Origin of the sequence: Marinomonas lutimaris, from assembly GCF_019426345.1 — a bacterium.
GTDB classification, from domain to species: domain Bacteria; phylum Pseudomonadota; class Gammaproteobacteria; order Pseudomonadales; family Marinomonadaceae; genus Marinomonas; species Marinomonas lutimaris.
In genome coordinates, this window is record NZ_JAHLLW010000001.1 from 571644 (window position 1) to 583670 (window position 12027).

Sequence of the window (12027 nt, forward strand, 5' to 3'; positions counted from 1 at the left end):
AATAAAAACAAATAAAAGGTAGCTGTTGGCAGCGGTGGTGACAGCTACTTAAACGGGGAAAAACTTATGAGACTCAAGGGAAAAACAATATTAATAACAGCTGCTGGTCAAGGAATTGGTAGAGCAAGTGCCGAAGCCTGTTTAAAAGAAGGGGCGAATGTCATTGCTACAGATATCAATGCTGAGGCGCTTAAATCTTTGCAGCAAGATTGCCCAACTATACAAACACATATACTCGATGTTATGGACGCCAATTCTATTAAATCATTCGCTGAGCAGATGCCCAATCTAGATGGTTTGTTTAATTGTGCAGGTTTTGTTCATAACGGCACTGTTTTAGATATTAGTGATGAAGATTGGGAGTTCAGTGTGAACTTGAATGTCACTTCTATGATGCGTATGTGTCGAGCTTTTCTACCCGGTATGTTGAAGCAAGCCGAAATTACTGGCTCTTCTTCTGTCGTCAATATGGCTTCTATGGCCTCTTCAATCAAAGGCTTCCCAATGCGGACAGCCTATGGCGCGACCAAAGCAGGTGTCATTGGATTATCAAAAGGCATTGCAGCGGATTTTGTCAAACAAGGTATTCGTTGTAACTCAGTCTGCCCCGGAACTGTTAATACACCTTCTTTGCAAGGCCGTATTGCTTCGGCTGCGGATCCTGTTCAAGCGCAAAAAGATTTTATCGCTCGCCAACCTATGGGGCGCCTAGCTGAGGTAAGTGATATTACGCCAATCATTGTGTACTTGTTATCTGATGAGAGTGCGTTTATGACGGGGCAGTCTTTGCTCGTAGATGGTGGTGTGACGATTTAATTACGTCACGTAGATGATATTCGAATCAGCCTACTATTTGTTACGGAGTAAAAACGATGCCGTTATTGGTTGAAATGAGTGGAATTGAAAAACGATTTCCCGGTGTATATTCGCTTCGAGGTGTTAATTTCGACCTTGAAAAAGGTGAAGTACATGCTTTGATGGGCGAGAACGGTGCTGGCAAGTCGACGTTGATGAAAATACTGTCTGGTGTGTATCAAAAAGACAGTGGCACCGTAAAAGTTGACGACCAACTTGCTGTCTTTGATGGTCCAAAAGCTGCGCAAAATGCGGGTATTGGCATCATTCATCAGGAACTGAGTTTGATGAATGATCTGACCGTTGCTCAAAATGTGTTTATTGGTCGAGAGCCTCGTTCTGCTTGGGGGGTGATTGACGAAAAACGTTTAAATGCTCAGGCAAGTGACATCTTTGAGAAGATGAATTTCGATATTGATCCGATGACTGAAATTGGCAGTTTAACGGTCGCTAAGCAACAGATGGTCGAAATAGCCAAGGCTTTATCTTTTCAATCACGTGTTCTCATTATGGATGAGCCAACAGCGGCTTTGAATGATGCGGAGATTGCAGAGTTGTTTGTCATTATCCGTCGCCTGAAAGCGGAAGGCGTTGGCATCATCTATATCAGTCACAAGATGGATGAAATCAAGCAAATCGCAGATCGCGTTACTGTGCTACGCGATGGCGAATACATCGGCACAGTCGAGGCTAAAGAGACGCCATTATCTGAAATCATTTCGATGATGGTCGGTCGCGAAGTAAAAGATGAAACGGTTGATATCCCCGATTTGTCTGATCAACCAGAGTTACTTGCTGTGAAAGGCCTGAACCGTGGAAAAGAGATTAAGGATGTCAGTTTTTCTCTCAAGAAAGGCGAAATTTTAGGTTTTGCGGGTTTAATGGGAGCAGGGCGAACCGAAGTGGCTCGGGCTATTTTTGGCGCTGACCCAATTGATTCTGGAGAGGTTTGGGTGAAGGGCAAGCAGTGCCACATTCAATCTCCATGTGATGCTGTTGCTGCTGGTATTGGTTATTTGTCTGAAGACCGTAAGCACTTTGGTTTGGCCTTGGGGATGGACGTTCGCGCCAATATTGCCATGGCGACGTTAAACCGTTTTACCAGCTCGTTCGGCGCATTGAATGAATCTAAGATGAGCAGCGTCGCCAATGATTATATTAAGCAGCTGGGCATCCGAACTCCTTCTGATACACAGGAGGTGGGCTTTTTGTCTGGTGGTAATCAGCAAAAAGTAGTCATTGCAAAATGGTTATTAAGAGACTGTGACATTTTGATTTTTGATGAACCAACGCGAGGGATTGATGTGGGTGCCAAGTCGGAGATTTATAAATTATTAGAATCTCTCGCCAAGCAAGGTAAAGCGATTATTGTCATTTCTTCGGAGCTACCTGAAGTAATGCGCCTAAGCCATCGAATTGCCGTTATGTGCCAAGGGAAACTTACTGGAATATTGCCCGGTGGAAAAGCAACAAATCAAGAACAAATTATGGCATTAGCCACTCAGTAAAGGCTAACAGGAGAGAAAAATAATGATAACCGAAAGCCAAAAGGCATCACCAAGTCTTATCAGTAAGTTGATAAAAATGTCAGCACATCAGCGAGTGCTCGCCTTTGCGAGTTTGATCGTATTATTGATCGTGTTTTCTATCGCATCCCCGAATTTTATGCAGACGTCGAATATGCTGGCGATTCTGCAAGCGACATCTGTTAATGGTGTTCTAGCAGTGGCAGCCACGTTAGTAATTATCTCCGGTGGTATTGATTTGTCCGTCGGAACCTTGATGACATTCACCGCTGTAGTTGCTGGTGTACTGTTAACCAATATGAATTTGCCACTGCCAATAGGTGTGCTTGGTGCCATTCTAGCAGGTGCATTTTGTGGTTTCTGCTCTGGCTCTTTTGTCGCTAAGATGAAAATCCCACCTTTCATTGCCACTTTAGGCATGATGTTGATCCTAAAAGGTTTGTCGTTGGTAGTCAGCGGTGCGCGCCCTATTTACTTCAATAACACGCCAGGTTTTGACGAGATTTCGCGTGGCTCACTAATTGGTGAAGTCTTACCTTTTCTACCTATTCCAAATGGTGTGTTGATTCTTTTCATTGTTGCTGGTGTGGCGAGTTATGTATTGAGTAAAACCATTCTAGGTCGTTATTGCTTCGGTATTGGTTCTAATGAAGAGGCTGTACGTTTATCTGGTGTGAATACGGACTTTTGGAAAATTGCGATTTACGCGGTAGCGGGTGGTATTTGTGGTATTGCTGGGATTTTGATTTCGTCACGTTTGAACTCGGCTCAACCTGCCCTTGGTCTTGGTTATGAATTGGAAGCGATTGCCGCTGTGGTAATCGGCGGAACTTCTTTATCAGGTGGACGCGGCACGATTATCGGTACCTTAATTGGCGCATTAATCATGGCGGTATTAACGAATGGCTTACGAGTATTATCTGTTGCACAAGAATGGCAGACCGTAGTGACTGGCATCATCATTATCTTGGCGGTTTATGCCGACATGATGCGCCGTCAAAAATCAAAATAGGATAATAAAAAGTAATAATTGTTAGAAGCAAGTTATTGATTTTAAAGTGTAAATCGGTGGTATAACGCCACCACAACAAAAGTAAACCTCGAAAATAACAACATAACGGAGGAACGGACATGTTGTCACGTCGTACGCTAATAGGTCTAATCAGTGCTGTATCAATTATGGCAACATCATCACTTGTGAGAGCTGATGATCAACTGTACATCCCACTGATTTCAAAAGGTTTTCAACATCAATTTTGGCAGGCGGTTAAGCAAGGTGCTGACCAAGCAGCAAAAGAGTTTAACGTCCGAGTCACATTCGAAGGGCCTGATACAGAAGCGCAGGTGGATCGACAGATCGATATGTTAGCGGCTGCATTAGCCAATAAACCCGATGCTATTGGTTTTGCTGCTCTAGACAGCCAAGCTGCCATTCCTTTGTTACGCAAAGCACAAAAAGCCGGTATTCCCGTTGTAGCGTTTGACAGTGGTGTGGAAAGTGATATTCCAGTGACAACAGCAACGACAGATAACTTAGCTGCGTCTGCATTGGCGGCAGATAAAATGGCAGAGTTGATTGGTAATAAAGGACAAGTCGCTGTGGTGGCTCACAGTCAAACAGGGACAACAGGCATTGATCGTCGTGATGGTTTTCTAAAACGCATGAAAGAAGCTCATCCAAATATTGAAGTGGTTACCGTTCAATACGGTGATGGCGATCAACTGAAATCAACGGAAGTTGCTCGTGCAATTCTGACCTCTTATCCAAAGCTAGCCGGTATGTTTGGTACCAATGAAGGTTCTGCCGTAGGTGTTGTAAATGCGGCTCGTGAGTCTAAAGCAAAAGATCTTGTCATTATTGGATTTGATTCTGGTACAGCTCAGATGAATGCGATTCGTAGTGGTTTGATGGCGGGTGCGATTACTCAGAATCCAATCGGTATTGGTTATGAAACTGTGAAAGCAGCGGTTAAAACCATCAAGGGTGAAAAGGTGCCAAAAATTATCGACACAGGCTTCTATTATTACACGGCTAAAAACATCGACGATCCAAAAATCGCTGCAGTTCTATATAAATAACAACCTTATGCTGTGGTGAATCTCTTATTCACCACAGCATTTTTTACCGATAGGAGAAAACAATGAAATTAGTTCGCTTTGGGCCACTAGGGAAAGAAAAGCCAGGTTTACTTGATGACAATGGTCGAGTCCGTGATTTGTCGTCAGTCATTCCAGATCTATCTGATGAACATCTAAGCTTAGCAAGCATGAAAAAGTTAAACGCCTTAGATATTAATAGCTTGCCTTTGGTCGCTGGCGTACCGCAAGAAGATCTGCGTCTTGGAGCTTGTGTGGCCAATGTGGGTAAATTTATTTGTATCGGCTTGAATTATGCCGATCATGCTGCCGAATCTGGCATGCCAGTCCCTGCTGAGCCTGTTATTTTCAATAAATGGACGTCGGCGATTGTTGGGCCAAATGATGATGTGAAAATACCAAAAGGCTCTGAAAAAACAGATTGGGAGGTCGAATTAGGTATCGTTATTGGCGAAGGTGGCAGCGATATTTCTGAAGCTGACGCAATGAAGCACGTAGCGGGATTCTGTGTAATTAATGATGTTTCTGAGCGTGCTTTCCAGCTTGAGGGAACAGGCACTTGGGACAAAGGGAAAGGCTGCGACACCTTTGGTCCAACGGGACCTTGGTTAGTAACCCCAGATGAAGTCGGTGACTTCAATGATCTTGGAATCTGGTTAGAAATCGATGGTAAACGTTACCAAAATGGCTCGACATCAACCATGGTATTTAAAGTGCCTCATCTGATTGCTTATTGCAGCCGATATATGAGCTTGCAACCGGGCGATATTATTTCAACTGGTACGCCACCGGGTGTAGGTTTGGGTTTCAATCCGCCAATTTATCTAAAAGGTGGTGAAGAAATGAAGCTTGGCATTGATAAGCTCGGTGTGCAATGTCAACGAGTGGTTAAAGCTTAACTTAATCAAAATCCGACTAATGATTGCAGCACCGCCTGAACGGACATCCCTGCCCGCGACAGGCGTAGCGCCCATCCATGGGCTTAATGCTTGCAATCATTAGTCTCCTTTTTGAGTTTTTAGCTCTTAAGTTGGTGACATTGAAGCGTAATGTGCCGCGAACAAATATCTATTGGCTATTCAGCCCCTTAACGCCGTTAAGCACCTTTATATTTTAAGTACAAAGGGCTGTGAATAAGTGAGCAAGCAATGAAAACAAGAATAATAAATAGCAGTGGTTCCTCGATTACAGAAATAGGATTTGGTTGTGCTGGCGCGGGTAATTTATTTCGTCCGGTGTCTTACGAGAATATCTGTGGTGCCGTTCTTAAAGCGAGTGAGTTAGGTGTTCAGTACTTTGATACCGCTCCTCATTATGGTGCCGGCCTCTCAGAGCGTCGTTTAGGCTTGGCTCTTGGCGAAACGCCACACCAAGATATTTTCCTATCCACAAAAGTGGGAAGATTGCTGCATCCAGACTGCAAAGTAGATCAAAAAGAAGCCGACGGTTTTGTTAGCGCCAGTCCCTTTGATCGAGAATACAATTATAGCTACGATGGCGTTATGCGTTCTTTCGAAGATTCTCTGCAGCGCCTTGGCGTGAGTCATATTGATATGCTGTTGATGCATGATATTGGCGAATTGACTCACAAAGAACAGCACGCAATGTATTTTCAACAAGCCATTGATGGTGGTTTTAAAGCCATGATGGAATTACGCGAGCAAGGTCTAGTGCGCAATATTGGTTTAGGTGTGAACGAATGGCAAATATGTGATCAAGCGATGAACCACGCCCAGTTTGATTGCTTCATGGTCGCCAACTGCTTCACTTTACTAAACAACGATATTACGCATACTTTTACCAACAAATGTAGCGAAAATAATATCTCTCTTATTGCCGCCGCGCCGTTTAATTCTGGCATTCTAGCCAAAGGCTCTAAAGACTTAGGCCATTACTTTTATGGCGATGCTCCTAAAGATATTGTAAACAAAGTCATCGCTATAGAGTCTATCTGCGAGCAGTATAATGTCTCGTTACAGGCTGCTGCGATTCAATACGCATTGCGATACGATTGCGTTAAGTCGGTGTTAATTGGCATGACCAGTGAAGAGCGTGTTGAGCAAAATATTGCTTGGTACGAAGAATCCATCCCGGAGGAGTTTTGGCAGGCATTATCTCCAGTTATCTACTCGTTATAACGTCCTTCATCCTGTTTTAGGACGCTTTACTCGCATTTTCCTTTCATTGTGACTTCTTTTAAAAGCACTTTGAAAGGAAATATCTCCATGAAACGATTTGCGTGTTTTGTTTTATTGGTCATCAGTTGGGCGGCGAATGCTTCTGCGTATTCGGTGGGTTTTGATCAGGTTCAGTTGTATACCGATAGCGATAGACCGTTAAAAGCCAGTGTTTGGTATCCATCACAGACGACCTTTCCCACTGAAAAAATTGCGGAAAACGCGGCGTTTTTGGGAACCGATGTGGTACGAGTTGGAACGCCAATGCTGGGGGAATTTCCTCTGGTAGTGATTTCTCATGGTTATCGTGGCAACTGGCGTAATGAAAATTGGCTGGCAACGCGACTCGTGCAAGATGGCTATATTGTGGCCGCATTGGATCACCCAGGAACTACCACGTTTGATCATTCCTCGCAAGCAGCGGCTCAGTGGTGGCAGCGCGCGGGCGATTTATCCCGTTTGTTGGATTGGTTGTTAAACGAGTCTTATCTATTGCCAAATATTGATGCTAATAACGTTACCGCAATCGGTCACTCATTGGGTGGCTGGACGGTGATGTTGCTAGCGGGCGCGCAATTTGATCGTGATCAGTTAAAGCAAGAATGCAGCCTGAAAGCGAGCCCTCGGGTGTGTGGTTTGATGGCAGAGCTTGGTTTGGATCAACCACAAATCGGCGAACCGAATGACAGTTTACAAGATGAGCGAATCAAGCGAGTGGTTTCATTGGATTTAGGTTTAGCGCGCAGTTTGTCACGCCAGAGTTTACGGGCTTTAACCTCACCGACCTTAATTCTCGCAGCCGATGTCGATATTGGTGATTTACCTCAAGCAGAAGAATCCGGCTTTCTCGCCCAATATATCCCCAAAAATAATCGTCAATACATTGTCTACCCAGACGCCGCGCATTTTAGCTTTATGCAGCTTTGTAAGCCCGGTGCCATTGAGATGATAGAAGAGGAAGAGCCTGGTGATGGCATTGTTTGCAAAGACGGTAATGAACGATCTCGGGATGAGCTTCATCAGGTGATTTATCAAGACATCATGCACTTTCTCAAAAAGTCTTAACTCTTCATGTTAGCACGACGAAAGGCGCTTGGTGTTTGTTGCGTCACCCGAGAAAACTCTCGATGGAAGTTAGATTTCGTCTGAAAGCCAGAGTCCAAGTAGATTTGGGTGATGGCTTTATCGGTTGTCAGTAGCAGTGTTTTGGCCCGTTCGATTCGATATTCGTTCACCACTTGAGAAATGTTGCGGCCGTAAACTTGGTTAATGGCAGCGGAGATCTGACGCGCTGGAATACAGGCTTTTCTGGCGAGTCTGTCGAGCGTTAGGTCTGGATCGAGAAACACTTCCTTGGTGCTAAGCAGCACGTCTATTTTATGCACTATGTCTTTCACCTCATCGTCGGTTAACGGGTGCTGAGGCTTGTCTTTTGGTTCTTCTATAAGGGCTGTTTGTTTATCCTTGCTTGTCGAGTCATGGATATTGGGGGCCATGCTTAAGCTCATCATAATGACGGCAACTGACAGCATTGGCAGTAATATCGCATGGCCAATAGCGAGAATAATCAGTGCATGCTCGCCAGCAAAAAAAGAAAAATCGACGGCTAAAGCACCATCAATCATGGCAGACATTAAGAGAATAGCGCCGGCGATTCGTTCGGCTTTTAAGGCGTTATCTATGTCGGACAAGCGTACTTGTTCAGGTAGGTTTGATGTTTTAAACGAGGCTCGAATCAATGCAATGCCATAGCCCATATAAAGCAGCGTTAACATTGGGTCCAAAGGTGGTCGCCAGAATGGATAGCTGAAAGACGCCAAGGTAACAAAAATAGGCGGTAAAAAATGCCAAACTTTAAACTTATGGCGCTTATGAGCGCTTGAAAAACAGTACCAAGCGGTAACGGGAATACAAGAGGCTAGGATAGGTTGGATCAGACGAAATAGTGAATAATCAAAACTCCAACGCAAACCAACGACGGTCGTTGTTAGTGCACACAAAGCAATAAAAACAAACGCTGATGGTGTGGTTTCTTCGCGACGAAAAAACAAGACGCCAGCCAAGATAGCTAACAGCAAGGCAACCACAAAAGGTAAGGGAATAGCGATCATTTTGGCTCCATCTTTTATCACTCAGATCTTTATTATGTCCTAGATCCTTATTAAGCACGTCCTTAAACCTGATTTAGGACGCGAATCTTTCTTTCGCAACGTACTTTTAAGCCTTCAATAACTCTTTGGGTTAATCAAAGGAGAAAAGTATGGACTGGTATTTTGATGCGTGGAAGCGTTATGCGCAATTTTCTGGACGAGCATCGCTAAAAGCATTTTGGCTGTTCTTCTTGGTGAACTGTTTGATCTCGGTTGTGTTTGTTGTGTTGGAAATAGTCTTTCAATCGACATGGAAAATAGAGGCGCTTTATAGCTTGTTAGTTTTTTTACCCATGCTGTCTTTGACTGTGCGTAGATTACATGACACCAACCGTTCCGCTTGGTGGTTGCTGGTGGTTTTGGTGCCCGCGATAGGCATGCTTGTTTTGCTGATGTTATTGGCCTTACCAAGTGAACCTGACAGCGATTTTGGACATTATCCACAAAATAACGCCATGCTATAAACAGGAGCCAAACATGAAAGATGTTAATAACTTACCCCACTTATCCACCATGTTATGCTCAGTTTTGCTACTTTTGTCCGTTTCTGCTTGCAGCAGTGAAGCAAAAAACGCGGATCAGATTAACTTAGCATTTTCAGATGACGTAAAAGCGGTGGTCTACATCGAGTCGCCAAAAGTTGGGACTTTATTGCAGCTGCGAGGTATCGCAGGAAAAGGTGTGCTTATCGCCAAAAAAGACAAGCGACAAGAAGACCAAGCGGCCTGCGTTTCTTCACCTATTCGGTTCGCTGCGGGTGATTTCAGTGGTGACAGCATTGGGATTCAGTCAGCAGAGCCCATTCGACTGCTTATCTACTCCGATAAGGTCGCAGAAAAATTGGTGGAAGGAGATGAAGTCGTCAGCGAACATTATGTTATTACCGATCAAAACAATGCCGGACTTGGCGACATCAAAATTGAATCTGGTTTAACGCTCAGTTATGGCTTTGTTCTTAACCCCGGCGAATGGTCTTGGTCGTCGATATTTGGCTTGGATCACCACGATGTGAATTGTAGTCTCAATAGCAATGCGTTAAATCGCCCAACTTGAGACGTTTTTCATACTGTCTAGCAGTATCTTTTTTGCCTGTTCGAAGCCGTCAGGCAACGTATTGTTTTTGAGAGATACAAGGTAAATGGGATAAGTAAATTCTGCCGCGCCTTTTACCTTGTGCAACCGTCCTTCTTGCAAATATCGATCAACCACTCGTGTGCGGAAATAACCGTTTCCACCTTTTGCTAACATGTATTTGAGCGCCATAGGTCCAAGGGAAAATTGCATCGCTGCTCGGCGGTTAAAAGGGACACAACGATCAAACTGCAGGGTAAACTCTTCCCCCCATTCAATGAATAAATCTGGCGTTTTTCGCTGTTTGGAGACGACGTGAATGAGCTTTTCCTCAATGATCTGTTCGACGATTAAACCGGGTAAATAGCGTGGACTATGGACAATAATGGCATCTACTTCTTGTTTCTGGAGGGATTGATACAAACTGTCGGTTGTCGTCACTTGGCTGTTGATGACTAAATGAGGCATGTCGTCACTCATCGCCAGTAGCCAGTCGATGAGAATCGGGTTCCACAGGCTAATTTCGCCACCAATACTCAAAGTCTGCTGAGCCTGATAATCTGAAATGTCGCAAAGCTGCTTTGCCTGATCCCAAGCTTCCAGCATATTTTTCGCCGGGGACACAAAGGCTTCACCACTTTTGGTCAGCTTAGCGCCGGCTCTATTTCGCACAAATAATCGACAATTTAACGCTGATTCTAGTGCTTGTACACGGGCGGTCACTGTGGTTTGAGTAACATGAAGGCGTTCTGCTGCACGGGCAAAGGTGCCAGCATGAATAATTTCGAGAAAGGTTCTGGCTTGTTCAATATCCATTTCAATTTTAAATGCAATTATATTGCATTTAAACCTCATTTAAATTCGTTATACATGAGGCTATTTTAATCACTAAAATGGCGCCGTTACTAGGAAATCACTACAGATTGCTTTAGTTGTTTGAAATCGTTATTTACTTTTGTAAGGCCTTATTGAATAAATGTTCCTCTCATTTTGTCGTAATATTGCTCTATTTATTGGTATTGAAACCAATAAAACCTCCCACTTTGAACGCTTTTTATCAGGTATGACGGCTTGTCTCGCATTAGTTAGTGTTTACTCTGTATCAAGTTTGTTTTTATCTCTACCGGATTCATTATTGGTGGTCGCTTCTATTGGGGCCAGTGCCGTTTTGTTGTTCGCCATTCCTCATGGTGCCTTGTCTCAGCCGTGGCCCTTTGTTACTGGTCATCTAATATCAGCGCTGATTGGTATTGGCTTTTATCAGGCGTTCGGAGCGTCTTTTGTGACTGGAGCGGCCGCTGTGGGCGTGTCGATTATCGGCATGCATTACCTTCGTTGCTTGCATCCACCTGGTGGGTCGACCGCGTTATCGTGTGTGATTGGTGGAAGCAGTATACATGCAATGGGGTTTGAATTTTTACTGTATCCATTATTGATCAATTTATTAGCGATGCTTGTGTTCGCTTTCATCATCAATAATGCTTTTCACTGGCGGCGTTATCCTGCTTCTTTAAATATTTCATTCCATCAAGAAGCCCATGAACAGCACTTGCTTGAAATGGACGATCTTTATCATGTGCTAGAGCAGGAGGATATTTTTATCGACGTTAGTGCTGAAGAGCTTATGCACATCTACAACGCCGCAAGAGAGCACGCGAAAGAGCGCCATAAAAGACTTGTATCTACATTGCCGAAGTAGGATCTTAGTGTGAAGACGCTATTTAATGAAAAAGGAATAACATGTTTTCGCATATTTATTACGGTGTTAGTGACTTTGAGCGAGCTTATGCTTTTTACAGCAAGCTAATGACTTGTTTAATCATCAAAGAGCGCTTTTATGATCGAGATAAGCCTTGGGCAGGTTGGAACAGTCCTAGTTCAAACGGCCGGCCGTTATTCGTTATCGGCAAACCTTTTAATGGTAAAGTCCATGATCAAGGCAATGGACAAATGATTGCCTTCAATGCAAAAGACAGAGCCACCGTCACGGCAGCTTACAACTTAGCTATTCGAAACGGCGCCACATGCGAAGGTCAGCCCGGATTACGCAGTGAATACCATGAAAGTTACTTTGGTGCTTATTTTAGAGACTTAGACGGCAACAAGGTTTGTGTTGTTTGTCATGGGGTTGAGTAACAATATATTTATTCT

Annotated in this window: 13 protein-coding genes; 11 read left to right on the plus strand and 2 right to left on the minus strand. The window is 44.0% G+C overall.

All coding sequences use genetic code 11. From position 1 onward, the window contains the following. Nucleotides 1-66 precede the first annotated feature (66 nt). From KPL72_RS02545 to KPL72_RS02575, 7 genes are all read left to right on the plus strand, one after another. Nucleotides 67-816 (plus strand): SDR family oxidoreductase, encoded by a 750-nt coding sequence (locus tag KPL72_RS02545; RefSeq protein ID WP_219701726.1) that lies wholly within the window; start codon nt 67-69, stop codon nt 814-816. A 56-nt stretch (nt 817-872) separates the two neighbouring features. Next, on the plus strand, nt 873-2363 hold the full coding sequence (locus KPL72_RS02550; protein WP_249422049.1) for a sugar ABC transporter ATP-binding protein: 1491 nt from the start codon (nt 873-875) through the stop codon (nt 2361-2363). Nucleotides 2364-2385: 22 nt separating this feature from the next. Continuing rightward, a complete protein-coding gene (locus KPL72_RS02555) occupies nt 2386-3393 on the plus strand; it encodes an ABC transporter permease (protein ID WP_219701727.1) in 1008 nt (335 codons plus the stop codon). Between the two features lie 119 nt (nt 3394-3512). Next, nucleotides 3513-4460, plus strand: coding sequence for an ABC transporter substrate-binding protein (locus KPL72_RS02560; protein WP_219701729.1), 948 nt, complete (start codon nt 3513-3515; stop codon nt 4458-4460). A 62-nt stretch (nt 4461-4522) separates the two neighbouring features. Further along, nucleotides 4523-5377: a fumarylacetoacetate hydrolase family protein gene (locus KPL72_RS02565; RefSeq protein WP_219701730.1), complete on the plus strand. Its 855-nt coding sequence runs from the start codon at nt 4523-4525 to the stop codon at nt 5375-5377. A 249-nt stretch (nt 5378-5626) separates the two neighbouring features. Then, nucleotides 5627-6616: an aldo/keto reductase gene (locus tag KPL72_RS02570; RefSeq protein ID WP_249422050.1), complete on the plus strand. Its 990-nt coding sequence runs from the start codon at nt 5627-5629 to the stop codon at nt 6614-6616. A gap of 87 nt (nt 6617-6703) precedes the next feature. Continuing rightward, nucleotides 6704-7720: an alpha/beta hydrolase family protein gene (locus tag KPL72_RS02575; RefSeq protein ID WP_219701732.1), complete on the plus strand. Its 1017-nt coding sequence runs from the start codon at nt 6704-6706 to the stop codon at nt 7718-7720. On the opposite strand, the gene KPL72_RS02580 is transcribed toward KPL72_RS02575, so the two are convergent. Then, nucleotides 7717-8766: a helix-turn-helix domain-containing protein gene (locus tag KPL72_RS02580; protein WP_219701734.1), complete on the minus strand. Its 1050-nt coding sequence runs from the start codon at nt 8764-8766 to the stop codon at nt 7717-7719. The two genes, KPL72_RS02575 and KPL72_RS02580, sit on opposite strands and share 4 nt — an antisense overlap. 149 nt (nt 8767-8915) lie before the next feature. On the opposite strand from KPL72_RS02580, the gene KPL72_RS02585 reads away from it, so the two are divergent. Both KPL72_RS02585 and KPL72_RS02590 read left to right on the plus strand, forming a co-directional pair. After that, the gene (locus tag KPL72_RS02585) at nt 8916-9269 is read left to right on the plus strand and encodes a DUF805 domain-containing protein (RefSeq protein ID WP_219701736.1); all 354 of its coding nucleotides are present in this window, start codon (nt 8916-8918) and stop codon (nt 9267-9269) included. A gap of 13 nt (nt 9270-9282) precedes the next feature. Continuing rightward, a complete protein-coding gene (locus KPL72_RS02590; RefSeq protein ID WP_219701738.1) occupies nt 9283-9858 on the plus strand; it encodes a hypothetical protein in 576 nt (191 codons plus the stop codon). Here KPL72_RS02590 and KPL72_RS02595 read toward each other — a convergent pair. After that, the gene (locus tag KPL72_RS02595; RefSeq protein ID WP_219701739.1) at nt 9841-10692 is read right to left on the minus strand and encodes a LysR family transcriptional regulator; all 852 of its coding nucleotides are present in this window, start codon (nt 10690-10692) and stop codon (nt 9841-9843) included. The two genes, KPL72_RS02590 and KPL72_RS02595, sit on opposite strands and share 18 nt — an antisense overlap. A gap of 160 nt (nt 10693-10852) precedes the next feature. Between KPL72_RS02595 and KPL72_RS02600 the strand changes: the two genes are divergently transcribed. Together KPL72_RS02600 and KPL72_RS02605 are read left to right on the plus strand one after the other, a co-directional pair. Continuing rightward, a complete protein-coding gene (locus tag KPL72_RS02600) occupies nt 10853-11575 on the plus strand; it encodes an HPP family protein (RefSeq protein WP_219701740.1) in 723 nt (240 codons plus the stop codon). 41 nt (nt 11576-11616) lie between these two features. Next, nucleotides 11617-12012, plus strand: a complete 396-nt coding sequence (locus tag KPL72_RS02605; RefSeq protein WP_011978264.1) for a VOC family protein — start codon at nt 11617-11619, stop codon at nt 12010-12012. The last annotated feature ends 15 nt before the right edge of the window (nt 12013-12027 follow it).

Excerpts from the sequence above, each read along its gene's own strand:
- KPL72_RS02585 (WP_219701736.1), top strand. The coding sequence starts at position 8,916 with ATGGACTGGTATTTTGATGCGTGGAAGCGTTATGCGCAATTTTCTGGA.
- KPL72_RS02560 (WP_219701729.1), top strand. The coding sequence starts at position 3,513 with ATGTTGTCACGTCGTACGCTAATAGGTCTAATCAGTGCTGTATCAATT.
- KPL72_RS02600 (WP_219701740.1), top strand. The coding sequence starts at position 10,853 with ATGTTCCTCTCATTTTGTCGTAATATTGCTCTATTTATTGGTATTGAA.
- KPL72_RS02580 (WP_219701734.1), bottom strand. The coding sequence starts at position 8,766 with ATGATCGCTATTCCCTTACCTTTTGTGGTTGCCTTGCTGTTAGCTATC.
- KPL72_RS02555 (WP_219701727.1), top strand. The coding sequence starts at position 2,386 with ATGATAACCGAAAGCCAAAAGGCATCACCAAGTCTTATCAGTAAGTTG.
- KPL72_RS02550 (WP_249422049.1), top strand. The coding sequence starts at position 873 with ATGCCGTTATTGGTTGAAATGAGTGGAATTGAAAAACGATTTCCCGGT.
- KPL72_RS02575 (WP_219701732.1), top strand. The coding sequence starts at position 6,704 with ATGAAACGATTTGCGTGTTTTGTTTTATTGGTCATCAGTTGGGCGGCG.
- KPL72_RS02595 (WP_219701739.1), bottom strand. The coding sequence starts at position 10,692 with ATGGATATTGAACAAGCCAGAACCTTTCTCGAAATTATTCATGCTGGC.
- KPL72_RS02565 (WP_219701730.1), top strand. The coding sequence starts at position 4,523 with ATGAAATTAGTTCGCTTTGGGCCACTAGGGAAAGAAAAGCCAGGTTTA.
- KPL72_RS02590 (WP_219701738.1), top strand. The coding sequence starts at position 9,283 with ATGAAAGATGTTAATAACTTACCCCACTTATCCACCATGTTATGCTCA.
- KPL72_RS02545 (WP_219701726.1), top strand. The coding sequence starts at position 67 with ATGAGACTCAAGGGAAAAACAATATTAATAACAGCTGCTGGTCAAGGA.
- KPL72_RS02570 (WP_249422050.1), top strand. The coding sequence starts at position 5,627 with ATGAAAACAAGAATAATAAATAGCAGTGGTTCCTCGATTACAGAAATA.
- KPL72_RS02605 (WP_011978264.1), top strand. The coding sequence starts at position 11,617 with ATGTTTTCGCATATTTATTACGGTGTTAGTGACTTTGAGCGAGCTTAT.